At 70.1% G+C, this 19,999-nt stretch carries 14 protein-coding genes and 5 pseudogenes; 9 read left to right on the forward strand and 10 right to left on the reverse strand.

What is annotated here, in order from left to right:
* A partial coding sequence (locus C6Y14_RS45975; protein WP_404828908.1) for an MFS transporter occupies nt 1-90 on the forward strand: 90 nt, incomplete at its 5' end.
* Between the two features lie 88 nt (nt 91-178).
* On the opposite strand, the gene C6Y14_RS41140 is transcribed toward C6Y14_RS45975, so the two are convergent.
* The 6 genes and pseudogenes from C6Y14_RS41140 to C6Y14_RS41160 form a co-directional block, all read right to left on the reverse strand.
* Entirely contained in the window at nt 179-1,243 is a 1,065-nt protein-coding gene (locus C6Y14_RS41140; protein WP_107022059.1) for a lipoate--protein ligase family protein, read from the reverse strand.
* Nucleotides 1,244-1,375: 132 nt separating this feature from the next.
* Nucleotides 1,376-1,954, reverse strand: coding sequence for a hypothetical protein (locus C6Y14_RS41145; protein ID WP_107022060.1), 579 nt, complete (start codon nt 1,952-1,954; stop codon nt 1,376-1,378).
* A 211-nt stretch (nt 1,955-2,165) separates the two neighbouring features.
* Complete coding sequence (locus tag C6Y14_RS41150) at nt 2,166-2,357, reverse strand: hypothetical protein (protein WP_107022061.1); 192 nt, start codon at nt 2,355-2,357, stop codon at nt 2,166-2,168.
* A 132-nt stretch (nt 2,358-2,489) separates the two neighbouring features.
* Nucleotides 2,490-3,040 (reverse strand): annotated as a pseudogene (locus C6Y14_RS41155) (oxidoreductase C-terminal domain-containing protein); the annotation flags it as partial.
* Nucleotides 3,014-3,475: pseudogene (locus C6Y14_RS45420) on the reverse strand (pyruvate dehydrogenase (acetyl-transferring), homodimeric type); the annotation flags it as partial. The pseudogenes C6Y14_RS45420 and C6Y14_RS41155, both read right to left, overlap by 27 nt.
* Before the next feature lie 49 nt (nt 3,476-3,524).
* Nucleotides 3,525-4,019 (reverse strand): cupin domain-containing protein, encoded by a 495-nt coding sequence (locus C6Y14_RS41160; RefSeq protein WP_107022062.1) that lies wholly within the window; start codon nt 4,017-4,019, stop codon nt 3,525-3,527.
* A gap of 389 nt (nt 4,020-4,408) precedes the next feature.
* Here C6Y14_RS41160 and C6Y14_RS41165 point away from each other — a divergent pair.
* The 5 genes and pseudogenes from C6Y14_RS41165 to C6Y14_RS41185 all read left to right on the forward strand — a co-directional run bounded on the left by C6Y14_RS41165 (nt 4,409) and on the right by C6Y14_RS41185 (nt 9,792).
* A pseudogene (locus tag C6Y14_RS41165) lies at nt 4,409-4,975 on the forward strand (DUF427 domain-containing protein).
* A 177-nt stretch (nt 4,976-5,152) separates the two neighbouring features.
* Nucleotides 5,153-5,752, forward strand: a pseudogene (locus tag C6Y14_RS41170) (alpha/beta hydrolase); the annotation flags it as partial.
* 51 nt (nt 5,753-5,803) lie between these two features.
* Nucleotides 5,804-6,523, forward strand: coding sequence for an alpha/beta fold hydrolase (locus C6Y14_RS41175; RefSeq protein ID WP_107022063.1), 720 nt, complete (start codon nt 5,804-5,806; stop codon nt 6,521-6,523).
* 102 nt (nt 6,524-6,625) lie between these two features.
* Nucleotides 6,626-6,973, forward strand: a complete 348-nt coding sequence (locus C6Y14_RS41180) for a hypothetical protein (protein WP_225891537.1) — start codon at nt 6,626-6,628, stop codon at nt 6,971-6,973.
* Between the two features lie 50 nt (nt 6,974-7,023).
* Nucleotides 7,024-9,792: an ATP-binding protein gene (locus C6Y14_RS41185; RefSeq protein ID WP_107022064.1), complete on the forward strand. Its 2,769-nt coding sequence runs from the start codon at nt 7,024-7,026 to the stop codon at nt 9,790-9,792.
* Between the two features lie 336 nt (nt 9,793-10,128).
* On the opposite strand, the gene C6Y14_RS41195 is transcribed toward C6Y14_RS41185, so the two are convergent.
* The 3 genes from C6Y14_RS41195 to C6Y14_RS41205 all read right to left on the reverse strand — a co-directional run bounded on the left by C6Y14_RS41195 (nt 10,129) and on the right by C6Y14_RS41205 (nt 14,576).
* Nucleotides 10,129-10,800 (reverse strand): sigma-70 family RNA polymerase sigma factor, encoded by a 672-nt coding sequence (locus C6Y14_RS41195; protein ID WP_107022066.1) that lies wholly within the window; start codon nt 10,798-10,800, stop codon nt 10,129-10,131.
* Between the two features lie 392 nt (nt 10,801-11,192).
* On the reverse strand, nt 11,193-13,913 hold the full coding sequence (locus C6Y14_RS41200; protein ID WP_107022067.1) for a helix-turn-helix transcriptional regulator: 2,721 nt from the start codon (nt 13,911-13,913) through the stop codon (nt 11,193-11,195).
* A gap of 63 nt (nt 13,914-13,976) precedes the next feature.
* A complete protein-coding gene (locus tag C6Y14_RS41205; protein ID WP_107022068.1) occupies nt 13,977-14,576 on the reverse strand; it encodes a YceI family protein in 600 nt (199 codons plus the stop codon).
* Between the two features lie 249 nt (nt 14,577-14,825).
* Here C6Y14_RS41205 and C6Y14_RS41210 point away from each other — a divergent pair, with 249 nt between their 5' ends.
* On the forward strand, nt 14,826-15,434 hold the full coding sequence (locus C6Y14_RS41210; RefSeq protein WP_107022115.1) for a DUF5134 domain-containing protein: 609 nt from the start codon (nt 14,826-14,828) through the stop codon (nt 15,432-15,434).
* Nucleotides 15,435-15,456: 22 nt separating this feature from the next.
* On the opposite strand, the gene C6Y14_RS41215 is transcribed toward C6Y14_RS41210, so the two are convergent.
* Complete coding sequence (locus C6Y14_RS41215; protein WP_107022069.1) at nt 15,457-15,813, reverse strand: ArsR/SmtB family transcription factor; 357 nt, start codon at nt 15,811-15,813, stop codon at nt 15,457-15,459.
* A gap of 185 nt (nt 15,814-15,998) precedes the next feature.
* Here C6Y14_RS41215 and C6Y14_RS41220 point away from each other — a divergent pair.
* Together C6Y14_RS41220 and C6Y14_RS41225 are read left to right on the forward strand one after the other, a co-directional pair.
* A pseudogene (locus tag C6Y14_RS41220) lies at nt 15,999-16,728 on the forward strand (SDR family NAD(P)-dependent oxidoreductase).
* A gap of 391 nt (nt 16,729-17,119) precedes the next feature.
* Nucleotides 17,120-19,987 carry a helix-turn-helix transcriptional regulator gene (locus C6Y14_RS41225; protein ID WP_107022070.1) on the forward strand — a complete coding sequence of 956 codons (2,868 nt, stop codon included), beginning with the start codon at nt 17,120-17,122 and terminating at the stop codon, nt 19,985-19,987.
* Nucleotides 19,988-19,999 lie beyond the last annotated feature (12 nt).

Genomic DNA, 19,999 nt, shown 5'->3' on the forward strand with positions numbered 1-19,999 from the left:
ATCTACACCGTCTTCGCCGCACTCTCCATCCCCTTCGTCCTCAAATTCGTCAAGGAGACCAAGGGCAAGACCCTGGAAGAGATGGGCTGACGCACGCTACGGACCAGCCGGTCCGGTCCGGCTGGTCCGGCCGGGCCGTCGCGCGCGGCGCGCAGCACCGCACGCAGCACCGCCGGGTTCAGGGGAGGCGGGCCGTCCACTCCGGCGTGGAGAACTTCGTGCGCATGAGTTCACGCGCACGCGCCATCTCCGTGTCCGTCACCTTGCCGGCGGCGAGCCCGTAACGGGTCCTGAACGATGAGATCAGCCCCGCGATGATGGCCTCCCGTGCCAGGCCGGTCTGCCGCCGCAGCGGATCCACTCGCTTCTTCGCGCTCCTCGTGCCCTTGTCCGACAGCTTCTCCCGCCCCGTGCGCAGCACACTGAGCATCTTGTCGGCGTCGATGTCGTAGGCCATCGTCACGTGGTGCAGAACGGCGCCGGGCCCTCCGTCCGGTCCCACGATGCGCTTCTGCGCCGCGCCGGCGATCTTCCCCTGGTCGGTGGCTATGTCGTTCAACGGCTGGTACCAGGCCTTGATCCCCATCTCGCCGAGCGCGTCGAGCACCCAGTCGTCGAGGTAGGCGTAGCTGTCCTGGAAGGACAGCCCCTGCACCAGAGCGTCCGGCACGGAGAGGGAATAGGTGATCGTGTTGCCGGGCTCCACGAACATCGCCCCGCCACCGGAGATCCGGCGTACGACCTCGATGCCGTGTTCGCGGGCGCTGTCGACATCGACTTCGTTACGCAGGGACTGGAAGCTGCCGATGATGACCGCCGGGGCCGCCCACTCCCACACCCTGAGCGTCGGCGGCCGACGACCGGCGGCGACCTCAGCGGTGAGCGCTTCGTCCAGCGCCATGTGGAGCCCAGGACTCTGCGGGCCGTCGTGGATCAGCTGCCAGTCGTAGTCGGTCCAGTCGCTGGCGTGCGCGAGCGCCCGGCGTACGGCGATGCCGACGCCGTCGGACGTCAATCCGTACATGACCGTGCCGTCCGGCACCGCCCTGTCGACGCGGGCCGCAAGACCGGCCGCGTCGGTGTCCGCCGGAGCGCCGTCCAGCGCGCGGTTCATCGCGTCGAGTGCCTCGTCCGGTTCGAGGAAGAAGTCGCCCGTGACCCGGGGGTGCCGCAGCACGCCGTCCTCCACGTCGACATCCACGACGATCAGCTTGCCGCCAGGAACTTTGTACTCACCGTGCACGAATATCGCCGTCCTTTCTCCTGCAAGGTTCAACAGTGTGAAAGGAGGGCGTGTTCCCGGGGGTCGGAGACAGAAAGCGCGCAGCCGGCGCACCCGTGCTGTCCTGTACGTTGCCCGGCGTCACCCGGCGCGTCAGCCGGCCCGGTAGAGACCTCGGCCGGCTCGCTGGATCCGCGAAGTGCCGACAAGCCGGTCGAGCGTACTGCGCACGGCGTTGATGGCTCCGCTGTCGGTGTCACGGCCGAGCGCCGCGGCCACGTCGCGGGCCCGGACTTCTTTGTCGGCGATGTGCGTGAAGTACTCGATGATCTGCTCGGTGAGCTGTCCGTACTGCTGCTGTTGCTCGGGCGCCTTGGAACGCGGGGCGTCGGCAGCACGAGAAGCACGTTCCTCCCGCCCGCCTTGGGATTCCGCGGGGGCGGTGTCGTCCGACGGCGGCTCCGCCGCTCGGGAGGGGGCGACCTCCTGCACCGTCTGCGCAGCGTGGTGCCGATCGGTGTTCCCGGTCGTGGCGGACTGTGTCGCGCCGGGCGAGTCGGACATCAGGACCGACAGGGCGCTCAGAGCCCGCTGGACCGAGTCGAGGTGCGCGACGACCGCGGCCAGTTCCCTCTCCAGCGCCCGCTTCTGCAGCTCCAGGCGGGCCAGATCCCCCTGGAGGCTCTCAGCGGTGGTTTCGATGTTGTGCGCCGTGTGAGTTGCCGGGACCATGGCTTCCTCTCATCCTCACTCCCATGCACCGGGCCGTGCCCGGCCCAGGGTTATGGGGCCGCACGGTTGGGACGCCGGGACGGGTACCTCGTGACATCGTTGGGAGGAGCATACTCTTCACCACAGACGCACCAGTACGCGACGAATCGGAAGATGCAGTAGAGGGTGCCACTGTCCTGAGCCGCAGCCGAGACGGCCGTGCGTCGTGCGGTCAGGGCCGGCAGGGAGCGGAACGCGGCGGTTCCAGCCGGCCCAGTTTCTCGGCGGTCTCCCGGATGCGCGCGTCGACGTCGGCCAGTTGCTGCCGCAGCATGCGGACCCGCTCCGTGAGCACGGCTGCTTCCGCCGCCAGGAACACGGAGGCTGCTGTGGGATCGTCGTCGTGATCGAAATCGTGGTTCATCGGGTGTCCTTCTGCGGCAGGTCACAAGAGAGACCGGAAGGCCCCTACCCGCTCTGACCGAACAGCAGGAGCCTCTGTGACAGACACCGATCGTGTGACACCTTGTGCGCCGGGAGCTCGCCGATGCCGGCCTCAGGGCAGCAGACTCCGCAGGGGGACAGCGGGGTCGGACAGTGCGCCGTCCTCCGTCACGGCCTCGGATTCGATGAGCGAGCGGATGTCGTCGATGACGTCCCACACATTGACGCTCATCCCGGCCAGGACGCGGCTGCCGGACATCCAGAACGCGATGAAGCGCCGCTCGTCGGGCTCACCGCGGAGGACGACACGGTCGTAGCCGCCTGGCTCCGTGTAGCCGGTGTACTCCATGCCGAGGTCGTACTGGTCGGTGTAGAAGTAGGGCAGCCGGCCGTGGACCGCGTCCTTTCCGAGCATGCTCTAGGCCGCGGTACGCGGTTGGTGCAGGGCGTTGGCCCAGTGCTCCACGCGCAGGTGCCGGCCGAGCTTCGGGTGGAAGGCGTTGGCGACGTCCCCGGCGGCGAAGACGGCGGGGTCCGAGGTCCGCAGATGCGCGTCGGTGACGATGCCGTTGTCCACATCGAGGCCCGCTGCCTCGGCGAGGCCGACGTTGGGATGATGCCGACTCCCACCACGACGGCGTCCGCGGGCAGATGACGGCCGTCGCCCGAGCCGTCACCGTCCTTGCCGCGGAAGAAGTGGTGGAACCCGATCTCGTAGAGCCAGGCCGCCGAGGCGTACGTGGCGATGTGGCCGCCCAGTCCGAGGGGTGCCCCACGGGTGACCATGGCCGCCGCGTTCCACCGGTTGAGCGCGGTGATCCTGGTCTCCATGGCCAGGTCGCCGTCGAACGCGGGCTGGGCCGAGGCGGGGACGGTGTTGATGTAGTCCGAGGTCAACAGGCCGGGCAGGGACATCCCGGACCGGGTCGCGAACTCGTGCACACGGCGCAGGAGATACACCGCCCGGTCCGGCCCGGCGTTGCGCACGACGGCGTCGAGAGAGGCCTGCCATTCGGCGGTCTCCTCGCGGTCGCGGTCGGGCAGCTGGTCGAGCTCACTGGTCACGGGGGACTCGGTGGGCCGGGACGGAACACTCATGACAGCCTTCCTGGCAGGGCAGGGGAGAAGGAGGCGCCGGCACTCTCGCCTACTCCACGAAGTAGGAGTCGTGCTTGTCGAAGAACGCGTCCCGCTCCTCGTCCGAGGCGTGCGCCAGTTGGGACACCTGCTCGAAGTACTCCTCACGGGGCGCTCCGGGGGTGAACAGCAGGAGCATGTCGGCCGGGGCGTCGGAGTCGTTGCGGAAGGCGTGCAGGCCGCCTTGCGGCACATGAAGGAAATCGCCCTTGCGCGCGTCGATCCACTGCACGCCGTCGAACACCCGGACCGTTCCGTCCAGGATGTAGAAGGACTCCGAGATCCGCTTGTGGAAGTGGGTCTTGGGACCGCCTGCCCTCGGCTTCATCTCCACTCGGTACAGCCCGAACTCTCCCCGGGTGGTCTCGGTGGTGGCCAGATAGTGGGTGGCGCTCTGGCCCGCGCCGCTGACGCCGAGGGCCGGAGGGGTGGCCGCGGGCCGGAAGACGGCGCTGACCTCACCGTCCTCGCCCCAGTACTTCTGCTCGGGATAGGGATACGACATAACGGTGTTCCTTTCATGGCGGTTCGCGCCGAGGCGGCGGCACGGAACGACGTGACGGTCCGTTCTACCCACAAGACCGGTGGGCGTGTACCGGTGTGACACCGGCCTACGCCTCGAAGGGTCAGCCGAACATGCCGACCTGGTAGCCGCCTGCTGGCTGCCGGCTGACGGTTGATGACGTTGATGCGGTTGTAGGCGCAATGGTTGCGGCCCATTGACCGGACACCCTGGCGTTCTGTGACACGGGAACACCACTGTTCACACCGGATACCATCGAACGTGTGGGCGTGGTCCCTCGATGTCCGGAGCCGTGCCCACGGCCCGTGACGGAGCTCGCCCGTGACGGGGCCGGCAAACACACCGTTGGCGAACGAACCGAGGTGACCGCCCTGGCAGTCGAAGGCGTTCTGCACCCCGGCCTCATCGTGCCGGTCGGGCACATGGAGCCCGTGCCGCGCCGCATCCGGGGTCTGATCGGCGGCCGTGTCGTCTTCGATACGCGCCGCGCCCTCTACGTCTGGGAATGGCAGGCCTACCCGCAGTACAGCATTCCCGTCGAGGACCTGCAGCGTACGGGTGGAGGTGGAGGGAGTGGTGCTGGCGGAGGCGTCCGACTGCGTGAAGCTGTTCGAGACCGGGCCGCCCACCCGTTACTACCTCGACCGCACCCGAATCGACTGGGGTCGGCTGCGGCAGTCGGACACCGTGACCAGGAGTCCCTGCAAGGGGACGACGAGCGCCTACTGGTCGTTGGACGGTGCCCCCCCCGGACGGGGGCCGACATCGCCTGGACGTACGACTTCCCCACGATTCACGCCAACCGCATCGCGGGAATGACCGCGTTCTACAACGAGCACGTGGATCTCTACGTCGACGGCACGTTGCTGCCCAGTTCCTCCGACAGCAACGGTCCTACCCCCGGACAGGGGCCTCGCGGCCACGACCGGACGGTGTGAATCGCCTTCCGTCATGCTGTGCTGTGTCACACGAAAGCTCTCGGCCCGGTCTCATGAGGTGAAGCCCGGACTCGCCTCTGCCGAAGGAGTACGCCGTGAGCGACGTCATTCTCGAACCCGCCGCCCAGGATTTCGCCGACGCCACCGCCAAGCCGCCTCTGCTGCACGAACTCGGAGTCTCCCGAGGCCAAGTACCCCGTCGCCATCGAGCAGGCCTACGCCGCCGCCCGGTGGATCACCACCAGGGGAGCCGAGGAGGGCCTGGACGGCTCGCGTCTCGTAGTCGCCGGCGACTCCGTCGGCGGCAACATGACCGCAGCCCTGACACACATGGCCAAGCAGCGCGGCGACGTGGTCTTCCTGCACCAGTCGCTGTACTACCCCGTGACAGACGCCGCCCAGGACACCGAGAGCTACCGGACCTTCGCGCACGGCCCCCACCTGACGGCGAAGGCCATGGAGTGGTTCTGGGACGCGTATACCACCGATCCCGCCGAACGCGCCCAGATCACCGTGTCCCCGCTGCGGGCCACCCTCGACGACCTCCGGGGCCTGCCGGCGGCGCTCGTCATCGTCGACGAGAACGACGTGCTGCGCGACGAGGGCGAGGCGTACGCCCGCAAGCTGATCCAGGCGGGTGTCGCCACCACCAGCATCCGCTACCACGCGACCCTGCACGACTTCATGATGCTGAACCCCGTCCGCGGAACGCAGGCTTCGACCGCGGCCGTCGAGCAGGCCGTCCACGTCCTGCGCAAGGCACTGGGCACCGACTGACCGCCCGACCGACCTCCCGAACGGCAGATACGCGACTGAAAGGCCGATCCCATGACTGCACAGAATCCGACCGTCGTCCTCGTACACGGCGCGTTCGCGGACTCCTCCAGCTGGAACGGGGTCGTGGAAAGACTCCAAGCGCACGAATACCCGGTGGTGGCCGCGAGCAATCCGCTGCGGACACTCGGTGGCGACGCCGAGTACGTCAGGCAGCTCGTGGCCTCCATCGAGGGTCCGGTGGTGCTGGTCGGACACTCCTACGGCGGATCCGTCATCAGCAACGCCGGCAAGGGACTCGGCAACGTCAAGGCACTCGTGTTCGTCGCGGCCTTCCTGCCGGACGAGGGGGAGAGCGCCATCGCGCTGTCGGGCAAGTTTCCCGGCAGCACCCTCGGCGAGGCCCTTCGGCCGGTGCCCGTCACACTCCCCGACGGCAGCCAGGTCACCGACCTGTACATCGAGAAGGGAAAGTTCCACCAGCAGTTCGCCGCCGATGTCGCCGCGGAGACCGCAGGGGTCATGGCGGCCACCCAGCGGCCCGTGACCGATGCCGCGCTGGGCGAGGGCGCCTCCGCGCCGGCCTGGCGGGAGATTCCCTCATGGGTGCTGGTGGCCACGGAGGACAGGAACATCCCGCCGCAGGCACAGATCTTCATGGCCGAGCGGGCGAACGCCACGGCGGTGCGCGTCGCCGCCTCGCACGCCGTCGGCGTCTCGCGCCCCGGCGAGGTCGCCCGCCTGATCAACGCGGCGGCTCAGGCCACCCTCTGAGACGCCGCGTCCGGGCAGGACCGTGTGACGGCCGGCCGATCACATGGGGGATCGGCCGACCCCACGTTCCACATCGGAGTACATCGGAGTACATCGGAGCACATGATGGACACGGACAAGCAGACAGCGGCCCGCGGCCTGGCCGAGATCGAGGCCCATCTCTACCGGGAGGCCCACCTCGGTGCGGCCCGCCGGCGCCTGGCCCAATTCACCGCGCGGGCCGACGACTTCAGCCCCGGCCAGAAGCGCGACCTCGAACAGTGGTACCTCGACGAGCAGCGATACGTGGCGCGCATGGTCACCGATCACATCGCCGACAGCGTCAGCGCCGTGGAGAAGGCGCACCGCATCCGCTTCGGACACTGGCTGCGCGGCACACTGGTGGCCATGACACTGATCACCGTCGTGCTGTTCCTGTGTGCCGCGCTGGTGGTGGGCATGGCCACCTGACCAGCGGCCATGGCCGGGACGCCGGGTATCGTGGCAGCCGGGAGGCTGTCATGGCGCGGGACGGAGCTAGGACCGAACTCGTCGGGCGGCGGTACGAGCGCCAGGTGCTGGACGGCCTTCTGGCCGGCGTCAGAAGCGGGCGCAGCGAGGTCCTCGTGCTGCGCGGCGAAGCGGGGATCGGCAAGAGTGAACTGCTGAGACATCTGCTGGATCGTGCCGACGGATGCCGAGTGGTCCGGGTAGCCGGGGTGCAGTCGGAGCGGGAACTCTCCTACGCCGGCCTGCATCAACTGTGCGCACCACTGCTCGAACACATGGACGACCTGCCGGAGCCGCAGCGCAACGCACTGCGCACGGCGTTCGGGCTCCAGCCGGGTGACGTCCCCGACCGGTTCCTGATCGGTCTGTCCGCCCTGAGTCTCCTCGCCGGTCATGTGGGCGATCAACCCTTGGTGTGCGTCGTCGACGATGCACAGTGGCTCGACAGCGTCTCGGCCCAGACACTGCAGTTCGTGGCCCGCAGACTGGTGGCGGACTCGATCCTGCTGATCCTTGCCGTGCGGGAGCCCACTCCCCGCGAGGTCCTCCCGGGGCTGCCCGAACTGGTGTTGACAGGTCTGACGGAGAGCGAGTCGCGCCGGCTGCTCGACTCGGTGGTCACAGGTCCGCTCGACCACGCGGTGCGGGACCGCATCGTCGCCGAGACGCGGGGCAACCCACTGGCTCTGCTGGAACTCCCGCGCGGGCTGGCCGATGTCGAACTGGCCGGCGGGTTCGCCGAGCCCGACGTCCGGCCGCTGTCCAGCCAGATCGAGAGCGGCTTCGTACGTCGTGTCGCCGCGCTTCCCGAGGAGACACGGCAGTTGCTCGTCCTCGCCGCCGCCGAGCCGGCGGGTGATGTGACCCTGATCCGGCGAGCGGGTGAACGGCTGGGGATCGCGGTGGACGACGCCGTCATGGACGCCGAGGCTTCCGGACTGATCGTGTTCGGCACCTGGGTGCGTTTTCGGCACCCGCTGGTTCGTTCCGCGGCGTATCGCGCGGTCGGTGCCGCCGACCGGCGGCGCGCGCACGAGGCCCTCGCGGACGTGATCGACGCGGAGGTGGATCCTGACCGCCGGGCGTGGCACCTGGCCGGTGCCGTGGTGGGCCCCGACGAGACGGTGGCGGCCGAATTGGAACGTTCGGCTGAGCGGGCCCGGGCGCGTGGTGGCATCGCGGCCGCGGCGGCTTTCCTTGAGCGTTCCACGGAGCTGACACCCGACCCCACCCGCCGCGGCGGCAGAGCTCTGGCCGCCGCGCGGGCCGCGTTCCAGGTAGGAGCCTTCGAGCCGGCACGCGAACTCGTGGAAGCGGCCGAGCTGAGCTGTCTCGACGAGGTCAGCGCCGCGCAGGCCACTCTGCTGCGCGGGCAGATCATGTCCGCGTCGAAGAGTGCCGGCGCCGGCCTGCCGATGCTGCTGGAGGCGGCCAAGCGCCTGCAGCCGTTCGACGCCGTGCTCGCCCGCCAGACCTACCGCGACGCGATCTACGCGGCGCTCACCGCGGGCCGACTGGCCAGGGGAGGGGTGCGCGACGTCGCGGAAGCCGTACTGAGTGCCCCGAGCCACTCGGACGCCCCGACGCGGGAGGACGCTCTTCTGCGGGGGCTGTCACGAGTGATCACCGAGGGCTACGCGGACGGGGCGCCGGCGCTGCGCCGGGCCGTGACCGCCTTCCATAGCGAGGAGATCTCCCGGGAAGAGGGCCTGGGCTGGCTGCCACTGGTGTGCCGCATGGCGCACAGCATCTGGGACTTCGAGGCCTGGACCGTGTTGTCCGAGCGTCTGGTCGACCTTGCCCGTGAGGCGGGCGCGCTCACCGTGCTGTCCTCGGCCCTGCTGCTGCGGCTGTCCAACCGGGTGTTTGCCGGTGACCTCCAGGGCGCCGATTCCCTGGTTGCGGAGGCGCAGGCGATCGGCGAGGCCACGGGCAGCAGTTTCTTCGCCCACTACGGTGCGCTGGTCGTGGAGCCGTTCAAGGGACGGGAGGCCGCGACCCGGGCGTCCATCGACGCCGTCACCCAGGACCGCGTTCTGCGGGGCGAGGGGAAGGTACTGACGGCCACACAGTGGGCCGCGGCGGTTCTCCACAACGGTCAGGGCCGGTACGAGGAGGCGTACGCCGCGGCCCTGCGCGGCTGTGAGAACCCCCAGGAGATGGGGCTCTCCCTGCAGTCGAGGGTGGAACTCGTCGAGGCGGCCGTCGGGCTCGGCCGGCGGGCCGACGCGGTCGACGAGGCCCGTACGGTCGAAGAGATGGCCCGGGCGAGCGGAACCCCGTGGGCGCTCGGCGTCGCCGCCGGTGTGAGTGCGCTGATGAGCGATGACCAACGCGCCGACGACTCGCACCGTAGAGCCATCGAACTGCTCGACACCACACAGGCCCGTATGGACGGCGCCCGCGCCCGGCTCCGCTACGGCGAATGGCTGCGCGTCCAGGACCGACCGGCGGACGCCCGTGCTCAGCTGAGTCAGGCGCACAAGGTGTTCACCGCGGTCGGCGCCGAGGCCTTCGCGGAACGCGCACGCCGTGAACTCGCAGCCGCGGGTGCGAAGGTCGGCAGACGGGGCGTGGCGGCGCCCGCGGTGCTGACCGCTCAGGAGTCGGAGATCGCACGGCTCGCCCACAGCGGGCTCACCAACCCCGCGATCGGCGCTCGGTTGTTGCTCAGCCCGCACACCGTCGAGTGGCATCTGCGCAAGGTGTTCGTGAAGATGGGCATCTCCTCCCGCAAGGAGATCAGTCTCGAACTGCTGGACGGCGGAGCCGCGTCGTAGCCGCCCCCCCCCCGGCGGACAGGCCCTTCGGCATGTCACGGCTGCGGAGGGACATCCGTCGGCATCTCGGGTTCGGCCGGCCGCGCGGGTACGGTGACGATCGCGATGTCCTTGGTCAGCAGACGGTGCACGGGGCAGCGCCCGGCCGCCGCCAGGAGCTGTTCCCGCTGTGCGGCGTCGAGTTCGCCGGGGCAGGCCGGCGGTGGGGTCGTACGAGGATCTCGTCGACAGCGACATGGGAGGACTGGGTGACCGCGTCCGATCCCGCCTTGTGCGAGATGATCGGGCGGCCTTCGAGGCAGCACGCGGGACATGGCAGGTGTGTGTGGGCTGTCGTCAGCAGGCCTCCGCGAGGAGAACGCGCTCCAGGTGGGTCAGGTCGCCGGTGCGTGCGGCCCCGAGGAACGCCTGTACGAGACGACGGTGCGTCACGGCGTCGACCTCCTGGCGGTGGCGCCGTGTGCCGAGTCGCTGCTGGGCGCGTGCGACCTGCTGCCGTGAGTTCACGACGCTGATCCGGAGAAGTGAGGCGATCCGGTCGTAGGAGCAGCCGAAACCCTCGCGCAGTATGTAGGCGGCGCGCTGCTTGGGTGTAAGCGTCCCCAGCAACAGGGCGACGGCTCGCTCGACGGCGTCCTGCCGCTCGGCGACCGCCTCCGGTGTCGCGTCGACGTCCGTCGGGTCCGGAAGCCACGTACTGGCGCTGAACTCACGGCGCCGGCGAGCCGACTGCACCACGTTCATCGCCAGCCGAGCGGTGATCGTCCGCAGCAGAGCGGACGGGTTGTGCACGGCCGCCCGGTCGGTGCGCTGCAGTCGCAGCCACACTTCCTGGACGACGTCCTCGGCCTCGGCCGGGCTGCCGACGATGCTATGGGCGATGTGCAGCAGGGAAGGGCGGACCTGCGTGAACATGGACGCGGCGTCGTCCAGACTCTGGATGTCCGGGATCCTCGGCGTGTCATACGCGGTGGGTGGGCGTCTTGCTTCGATCAGGTCGGTGTCCACGATCTGCTCCTCCGAGAAGGCGGGCCGGTCGGCCGGAGTGCTTGTGGAACCAACCTCCCGCCCGGGCCGGGGTCATCGCGCCTTTGACAGCCCGTGGGGAGTGCGTGGTGAACCCGTGGCCACGCACCACGTGGTGGACGCCAGGACCCCGGGGGTCGGCCCCGTAGGACCCTGGGGTGGCCGTTGCGGGGGTACGCACCTGGGAGACCGTCGCTGGGCTTCCCGCAACTCGCCTACAGGTCGGTCGGCGCCTTTTCTGGTCTGGCAGATCCCCCCGGGGCGGCTCCCCGGCGTGCCCTGGTAGACCCTGGCCCACTGCGTGGTCGGCTGTGCCGGGACCCCTGGCGGGACCCCCGGGGACCGGATGGCCGGGCTGCGGTGGTGCGTAAGGGTCAGAGTGCCGTGTGCAGCTGTCGGCGTGAGGTGATGCCGAGCTTCGCGTACACCTTCCGCAGGTGCCACTCCACGGTGTGCGGGCTGAGGAACAGCTGCGCACCGATCTCGGAGTTCGTCAGTCCGTCCCGGGCGAGTTGCGCGATCTGCTTCTCCTGAGCGGTGAGCGATGTCGGGGCCGCACCCGCGCGAGAGGCCACGGTCTCACCGGTCGCCCGCAGTTCGCGGACGGCGTGTCCGGTGAACGCCTCAGCACCGAACACGCCGAACATCGCATGTGCGGTGCGCAGGTGATGCCGGGCGTCACCGCGCCGGTTCTCCCGGCGCAGCCATTCCCCGTACACCAGGTGCGCCCGCGCCAGCTCCGAGTGGACCAGCGTGCGTTCCAGCCGCTCGACGGCCTCGCGGTACAACGCCTCGGCTTCGGCACCCTGGGCGAGCAGGGCGCGTGAGCGTGCCTGCACGCCGAGCGCCCAGTCCGTTCCGGCGGCATCCGTGATCCGCGTCAGTTCGGCCACTGCCCGCTCGGCCTCTTCATGGCGACCGAGTCGGGCGGCGGCCTCGACGAGCTCGACCAGCGCCCAGTTCGCCGCGACGAGGTTCCGCGGATCGCGGCTCGCCTCCCTGGCGGCGTCCAATGCCTCCGCGTACATTCCCAGGCTGTTGTGGAGGACGGCCAGCGCTCGCTGAGCGATGGCCACACCGACTCCCGTCTCACCGCGGTCCGCGGCGCCGTCCATGGTGGCGCGGATCAGCTCGGCGGCCTCTCGGTCATGGCCCTGCCATGCGGCGAGGGTCAACGTGCCGTACGCCGTGAAGCTGCTGTCGGCCGCCGCCTGGATCGTGGCGATCTCCGTGGTGAGCAGGGCGGCGGCCTCCAGCTCGCCCGCGCACACGTGGACGACGACCCGCGAGTTGAGCGCGAGCGGCAGCTCGGCCAGTGCGCCGACGGCTCGGGCGGTCCGCACGTGCCGTGCCGACAGTTCGCTCCACGCCCGGTCGTCCCACACTTCTGCCGCGAGCACCGAGGCCGGCCACGACCAGCGCAGCACTTCCTCCGTCCTGGTCTCCCGGCGGAGTTCCCGGACAGCCGCGCGTGAGGCGTCGACGGCAGCCTCGTACCCGTCGGTGAAACGGGAGGACAGGGCATCCAGCAGCAGATCGACATGACGAGGTTCGTTCGTCGCGCCGGTGGTTGTCTGCCGGGCGGCCGCCGCGACATCTGCGACGTCGGTCCCCGAAGCGGGCCGTCCCGCGAACATGGCGGCAGAGAGGGCGTCGAGAAATGTCTCCCTGGCCAGATCCACGTCCAGCGGGACCAGCCGCCGCGCGGCGGCGAGCAGGGCGGTCAGTGCCGGGCCCGCGTGGCTTGAGGCGAAGGCGATGTGTGCGCGCAGTAGCGCGGCCCGCGCGCGGCCGTGTTCGTCCGCGGCGGTGCTCTCGGCCAGAGCCAGCAGCTCGCGTGCCGCCGTCGGCGCACCGGCCCGGAGCTTCGCCTCGGCGGCGGCGAGGGCCCGGGTCGCCTTGCGACGCGGCTGGGGTGTCAGCACTGCCGCGTGCGCGAGGAAGGCGGCCGCCGCGGCGGCCCCACCCCGTGACATCGCGCGTCCGCCGGCCGCCTCCAGGTCGGCCGCGATGGCCTCGTCGGGGCGTACGGTCGCCCGAGCCAGGTGCCAGGCGCGGCGGTCGGGGTCCAGGGCGCGGTCGGTCACCTCCGCGAGTACGCGATGGGTTTCCCGCAGGTCGGTCAGCGAGGCCGAGCGGTAGACCGCCGATCGCAGAAGCGGATGCCGGAAGCGCACCAGCGCACCGATGTCGAGCAGTCCGGCGGCCACTGCCGGGCCGAGCGCGCCGGGGCCGATGCCCACGCGCTCCGTCGCACGGCGGAGCAGTGTGAGATCGCCGATCGGTTCGGCGGCGGCGATCAGCAGGAGACGCCGGGTGTCGGCGGGGAGGGTGCAGACGCGGTCCAGGTAGCTGCGCTCGATCCGGCCGGTCACCTGCCCCGGGCCGGGCAGGCCGAGGGCGTCCGTGGGTCCTGGGTTCGTTCGGCCTTGGGGCAGTTCCAGCAGCGCGAGCGGGTTGCCGCGTGCCTCGGCGAGGATCCGCTCGCGGATCTGTTCGTCCGCCGGGTTGCCCGGTACCGAGTCCAGCAGGGCGCGGGCATCGGCGTTCGTCAGACCCTGGAGTGTCAGTTCGGGGAGGTTGGCGAAATCGTCCCGTCCCGAGGGCTCCCGGGTGGCGAACACCATGGCCAGGGGTTCGGCGAGCATGCGCCGTGCCACGAACGACAGGGTCTGCGCGGAGACCTTGTCGAGCCATTGCGCGTCGTCCACGAGGCAGAAAAGTGGCTTCTCGGCAGCCGCGTCGGTCAGGAGGCCGAGTACGGCCAGGCCGACCATGAACCGGTCCGGAGGAGGTCCCGTACTGAGCCCGAAAGCCGTGGCGAGTGCTTGTCGCTGCGGGCCCGGAAGGCGCGTGGCCAGATCGAGGAACGGGGCGCAGAGCTGGTGCAGCCCCGCGTAGGGCAGTTCCATCTCCGATTCGGCGCCCGCTCCCCGGGCGACACGGTGACCGGCCGCGCGTGCCGCCAGGTGGTCCAGGAGGGCGGACTTCCCTATTCCGGCCTCTCCACGCAGTACCAGGACGGCGCTCCGGCCCGTCTCCACGGCGTCGGCCAGCGCGGCGAGCGTGTCACGTTCGTGTCTTCTGCCGCGCAGCGGCCTGCGGCCGTTTACGTTCGTCCCTGGCCCTCACCCTCATCCGTCTCGCACCGTCGTCCGTCAGGCCGCCGCGGCCTCCTCGACCCTGACCGCTGAGATGTCGAGGGTCAGTGTGACCTTGTCACTGATGAGGACGCCGCCTGTCGCCAGTGCCGTGTTCCAGGTCAGACCCCAGTCCGAGCGCCGGAGCGTGGCCGTGCCTTCGAAGCCGATCCGGTGCTGTCCGTAGGCGTCCTCGCCGGCCCCTCCGAACGTGACGTCCAGGGCGAGGGGGAGTTCGATGTCCTTGATGCGCAGGCGGCCGTCGAGGCGGAAGGTGCCGTCGCCGAGCTGGACGATGCCGGTGCTCTGAAAAGCCATCAGCGGGAACGTTTCCGAGTCGAGGAAGTCGGGTCCTTTGAGATGTGCGTCGCGTTCCTGGATTCCCGTGTCCAGGCTGTCCATCTGCACACTCACATACGCCTCGGAACCGGCAGGGCGGGACCCGTCGAGCTTGAGGAGGCCTTCGAAGCGGGTGAACCTCCCCCGGACGTTCGAGATCATGGCGTGCCGGACGGCGAATCCGATCGTGCTGTGGACCGGATCGATGGTGTAGGCGCCGGTCAGTTCCGCGTACGCGTTCGACGTCCGGCCTGCGTTCTGGTCGCTTCGTGCATACATGGCGCATGCCCTTCTGTGTGTGCTTGTGGCTTCAAGGGAAAGGGTGGCTTCATGCGGACAGACCGGCTCACAGGCATGTCCGGTCGGTAGGACCGCTCTGGTCGGTAAGACCGCGCATCCGGCGATGCTGTGACACTGTCGTCGTTCGCTCCACGCCGGAGGCCGGCGAGCCGGCGGTGGCTGCTCACACCTGAACGAGGCTGACCGTGGCCCCTGTCACAGATGCTCCGGAACCCCGGTCACCTGGGCATGACGCTCTTCGCAACCAGCACGATCGTGTCGTTGTCGGCCAGGACGACGGTCGCTCTCGTGCCGCGCTCTTTGCTGACAGCGCTGTTCACCGTCGTGGTCGCCCACACTGTGTGGCATGGTCTGCGTTCGGCGGACGGTGCGTGGCGCGCCCGGGTCGGTCACTTCTTGCACGCTGCCATGGCCCTGGCGATGGCGGTCATGCCCTGGGGCTGGGGACTGCCCGTGGTGGTGATGACGGTCTTCTTCGCCGGGGCCACGCTCTGGTTTCCGCTGAGTGCGATCGGACGGAGGGAGGACCGTGCGACCGAGTCTGTTGCCGTGTTGCCGCACATGGCCGGTATGGCGGCGATGACATGGATGGTGCACGCACACCACTTCACGGTGTCCGGTGGCGTGGCGGGTTTCCAGGTCGCTGCTCCGGCGGTCACCGCGGTTCTGGCACTGGTCCTGCTGGGGTGCTCGTTGCGGTCGTTGACACGGTCCATGCCCCCGTTGCGGGCGGTGGCCGGTGTGGTCCGCGCAGGGCCTGCCGCGGCGCCCTACCAGCATGTGCGTGAGGGTGCGATGGCCCTGGGCACTGCGGTCATGCTGCTGATGCCCCACTGACCGCCGTGCGGGTCGGCAGGTATCAGGTGTCCTTGGTGAGTTCCGTGACATGGGCGCCGACATAGTCGGTGGCGGCGGCGTCGAGGAGGGCCGAGAGCAGCCCTGGGAACCGGTCGTCGAGGGCGTCACGTCGCAGCGTGACGTAGCACCGCGTGCCCTCCTGGCGGGTCCGTGTCACGCCCGCCTCGCGCAGCGTCTTGAGGTGATGGCTGAGCGTGGACTTGGCGACGGGTGCGCACAGTTGGCCCCAGCCGCGTTCGGCGCCGTCGGAGAGCACGCGCACGATGCCCAGCCTCGTCGGATCGCTGAGAACGCCCAGCAGCCGGGGCAGTGTCACCTCTGCGTCGGGCCGGGCAGGACGGTGGTCGTGATCGGACATGCAGCCAGGGTAGGGCACACCGCGCCCGGCGATGCGAGGCAGATGACAACGTTGTGACCGTCTTCACTGCTCAACAGGGGAGTTCGTTTGACTCAATGGCACACGCTTGCACACTATGTTCGATGTTCAATGAACTTCGAACGATGAATGAGGGTCTCATGACCGTGAATTCGACCAGCCGCACCATGTCCGGGCACGTTGCGATCGTCACCGGGGCGGGATCGGGCATCGGACGTGCCACCGCCGTCGCGTTCGCGGAGGCCGGCGCGCACGTGCTCGGTGTCGGCCGCCGCGAGGAGCCCCTGAAGGAGACGGCGGCGATGAACAGCAACATCGAGGTCCTGGCCGTGGATGTCTGCGACGACGGGGCACCCGCCGACGTCGTAAGGACCGCTGTGCGGCGGTGGGGGCGCCTCGACCATCTGATCAACAACGCCGGAGCGACCGCGGTCATGCCGCTCGTCGAGACCGACAAGCAGACCGTCCTGAACCTCCTCGCGCTCAATGTCGTGGCTCCCAGCCTCCTCGCGCACGCGGCCCTGCCGCACCTGCGGAAGACCTCCGGAACGATCATCAATCTCTCCAGCACCTACGGGCACCGTCCGATGGCCGGCGGCGCGCACTACGCGGCCACCAAGGCCGCCGTCGAGCAGCTGGGCACTGGAACTCGCCGGTGAAGGCGTCCGCGTCAACTCGGTCGCTCCCGGACCGACCCGTACCGACGTCATGTTGCACGCGGGCCTCAGCCCCGAAGCCGCCGACGACATGTACGCCTACGAGCGTGAGCGCATCCCGACGCACCACATCGCCGGCGCGGACGAGATGGCCCACTGGGTTCTGCGACTGGCCGAACCTGCCGGACGCCATGCGACCGGCCAGGTCGTCACGGTCGACGGCGGACTCGAACTGATCTGAGACCACGCCGCCGTCACGACCGCGCGCCGCCCCGATCACCGCGTGCGGCCTCATCGACCGCGTGCGGTCATCGGAACGGGTGGGCAGGAGGCCCGGCCGGCCCCCGCCCACCTCATTGCGTGTTCCCGATGTGCCAAGCGAAGATCGACTTCCGGTTCGGAAAAGCTAGGGCCTGCGCTCGTCACAGATTCAGCCACATCCCGGTCAACCTGATGAAACGGGTGTGCGCGGGCCAGTCCCACGCACAGTCACAGCACCGCGAGGATGGAGCAGACACGCAGTTCGCAAGGGTTTTGCACCCCGCCGCCGCGAGGTCCCGCCCACGTCGTCCAGCGATCACCCCGACATCCGCCGGGGCAGCCGTCCGCCGAGTCTCCAGGAGTCGCCTCCCATGATCGCCAGCTCGCATTCCGACCCGGTCGGGCGACACCGTGAATGCGCGGTGCTCGACGAACTTCTGGTCGCGCTGCGCGCAGGCGAGTCCCGCGTACAGGTGCTCCGCGGCGAGGCCGGCATCGGGAAGTCGGTACTTCTGGAGTACGCGGTGGCCAAGGCGGGCCATGTGACGGTCACCCGGGCACAGGGCGTCGAGGCGGACATGGAGCTGCCCTACGCGAGCCTGCACCAACTGTGCGCGCCCTTCCTCGCCCAGCTGGACGCGCTCCCAGGCCCCCAGCGTGGAGCGCTGCGCGTGGCGTTCGGGATGGCGGCCGGAGACCCGCCCGACCGCTTCCTGGTCGGCCTGGCCGTGCTGACCCTGCTCACCCGGGCCTCCGAGACCCGACCGGTGCTCGTCGTGGTCGACGATGCCCAGTGGCTGGATCAAGTGTCCCTGCAGACACTTGAGTTCGTGGCCCGGCGGCTGCTCGCCGAGGCCGTCGCCATGGTGTTCGCGGCACGCGACCCCGAGGGACAGGCCGCGCTCGCCGGTCTGCCGGAGTCGCGGATCGGCGGTCTCGACGCGGCCGCGGCCGCGGAACTCCTGGGCAGTACCGTCGGCGGGCGACTGGAGAAGCGCGTCAGGGACCGCTTCGTGGCCGAGATGCACGGCAACCCGCTCGCGCTTCTTGAGTTCTCCCGCGGCCGAAGCGCCGCGGAGCTGGCCTACGGCCTGGACTCCTCCACGTACCGCAGCGCCCGGGGAACGGTGTCGAGCCGTGTCGAGCGGGACTTCGCCGAACGGCTCGGTCCGCTGCCACGAGCGACCCGGACGCTGTTGCTGATCGCCGCCGCGGAACCGGTCGGTGACGCGGCCCTGCTGGTACGTGCGGCCGCCGCACTTGAGGTCACCCCCGACGCCGAACCGGCCCGGGCCGCCGGTCTGATCGATCTTCACGGGTCCATCCGATTCCGGCACCCGTTGGCCCGTTCGGCGGTCTATCACCAGGCCGACCCCGAGGAACGCCGAGCGGTGCACAGGGCGCTGGCCGCGGCCACGGACCCGGCCGCGGACCCCGACCGGCGCGCCTGGCACGCCGCCCAGGCCGCCACCGGACCCGACGAGGACGTGGCCGCGGGTCTGGAACAGGCGGCGGACCGCGCGCGGCAGCGCGGCGACATCGCCGCCGAAGCCGTACTGCTGGAGCGGGCAGCCCAGTTGACGCCGGACGCCGGCTCCCGCGGGCGCCGGGCCGTCGCAGCCGCCGAGGCACACTTCTCGGCGGCCGCACCCGACCGGGCGACGGAGCAGGCGACTCTCGCCGAACTGTGCCCCCTCGGCGCGCTGAACCGTGCACGCCTGGCGCGCCTGCGCGCGCGGATCCTCTTCGCCCGCAGCCGCAGCGACGAGGCCGCGCCCCTGCTCCTCGCGGCCGCCGCACAGTTCGCCGCCGCCGGATCGCCATTGGCGCGGGAGACCTACCTCGAAGCGATCAGCGCCACGATCTTCGCGGGCAGGCTCCACGGTCCGACCGGCGCACGCGCCGCGGCCGTCGCAGCCCGCGCCTCCGGAGCGCCACCGTCGGGATCGGCGGCAGCCGACCTCCTTCTGGACGGGGTGGCCGCACTTCTCGCCGATGACTACGACACCGGTCTCACGACCCTGCGCAGCGCCCTGGAACTCCTCGCGACCGAGGAACTTCCCACCCGTGAGGCCACGATGCGCTGGCTCCTGCTGGCCCCGGTCGCGCTGGAGGCCTTCATCCACTACGCGTGGGACCTGCACGCGTGGGACGTCCTGGCGACCCGTGCGGTGCGCCTGGCCCGCGACGTCGGAGCGCTCGGTGCGCTGCCGCCTGCACTCATCTACGCCGGCGGGGTCCACATCCACTACGGCGACTTCGCCGAGGCGGCCCGGATGATCGACGAGGCCGACGCGATCGCCGCCGCGACCGGTCACGCCCCGCACAAGTACGCCGCACTCGTCCTCGCCGCCTGGAAAGGCGACGCCGATGTCGCCGCCGGCATCGTCGAGGAGGCCCGGGCCAGCGCCGTGGAACGTGGCGAGGTATCTCTCCTGGGCGCCATGGGTTACATCCAGGGCGTGCTGTTCAACGGGCTGGCACGCTACGAGGAAGCCCTGGTCGCCGCACGATCCGGCATCGAGCACGACGGTTTCAACTTCACCGGTCTCTCGCTGGTCGAACACATCGAGGCCGCCACCCGGTGCGGCAAACTCGACCAGGCCCGGACCTCACTCGACCGGCTGGTCGAACTGAGCCGCGCCGCCGATTCAGGCTGGGCCCGCGGCGCCTGCGCCCGCAGCCGGGCACTGCTCGCGGACGGCGACGAGGCCGACAGCCTCTACCGGACCGCGATCGAGGAGTTCGGCCGCGGCCGGGTGGCCGTGGAGGTCGCCCGTACGCACCTCCTGTACGGCGAGTGGCTGCGTCGGAGCCGCCGTCCCGCGCTGGCCCGTGAGCATCTTCGCGAGGCGTACGAGATGTTCGACGGCATGCGGGCGGACGCCTTCGCCGAGCGGACCCGTCGCGAGTTGATCGCCACCGGCGAGCACGTCCGGACGCGCGTGGCCGTGCCGGCCGCTGACCTGACCCCGCAGGAGTCCCAGATCGCGACCCTCGCCGCGGACGGCCTGACCAACGCGAAGATCGGCGCGGAACTGTTCATCAGCCCCCACACGGTGGAGTGGCATCTGCGCAAGGTCTACACCAAGCTCGGAATCACCTCACGCCGCGCTCTGCCGGATGCCCTCGTGACGGCTCCGGCCCTGGGCATTAAGGCACGCGGCGGGAGCGACGGCCCGAGGAAGAACCGGTACGAAAGGTCCCTGCGATCACCGCGGACGCCCGGGCCGCGATGATCGGCCGAACCG

This window comes from Streptomyces dioscori, from assembly GCF_003024195.1.
GTDB lineage: Bacteria > Actinomycetota > Actinomycetes > Streptomycetales > Streptomycetaceae > Streptomyces > Streptomyces dioscori.

Coding starts and splice junctions, on each gene's coding strand:
- C6Y14_RS41225 (WP_107022070.1), top strand. CDS start 17,120: ATGATCGCCAGCTCGCATTCCGACCCGGTCGGGCGACACCGTGAATGC.
- C6Y14_RS41205 (WP_107022068.1), bottom strand. CDS start 14,576: ATGTATGCACGAAGCGACCAGAACGCAGGCCGGACGTCGAACGCGTAC.
- C6Y14_RS41145 (WP_107022060.1), bottom strand. CDS start 1,954: ATGGTCCCGGCAACTCACACGGCGCACAACATCGAAACCACCGCTGAG.
- C6Y14_RS41180 (WP_225891537.1), top strand. CDS start 6,626: ATGATGGACACGGACAAGCAGACAGCGGCCCGCGGCCTGGCCGAGATC.
- C6Y14_RS41160 (WP_107022062.1), bottom strand. CDS start 4,019: ATGTCGTATCCCTATCCCGAGCAGAAGTACTGGGGCGAGGACGGTGAG.
- C6Y14_RS41150 (WP_107022061.1), bottom strand. CDS start 2,357: ATGAACCACGATTTCGATCACGACGACGATCCCACAGCAGCCTCCGTG.
- C6Y14_RS41185 (WP_107022064.1), top strand. CDS start 7,024: ATGGCGCGGGACGGAGCTAGGACCGAACTCGTCGGGCGGCGGTACGAG.
- C6Y14_RS41175 (WP_107022063.1), top strand. CDS start 5,804: ATGACTGCACAGAATCCGACCGTCGTCCTCGTACACGGCGCGTTCGCG.
- C6Y14_RS41215 (WP_107022069.1), bottom strand. CDS start 15,813: ATGTCCGATCACGACCACCGTCCTGCCCGGCCCGACGCAGAGGTGACA.
- C6Y14_RS41210 (WP_107022115.1), top strand. CDS start 14,826: ATGACGCTCTTCGCAACCAGCACGATCGTGTCGTTGTCGGCCAGGACG.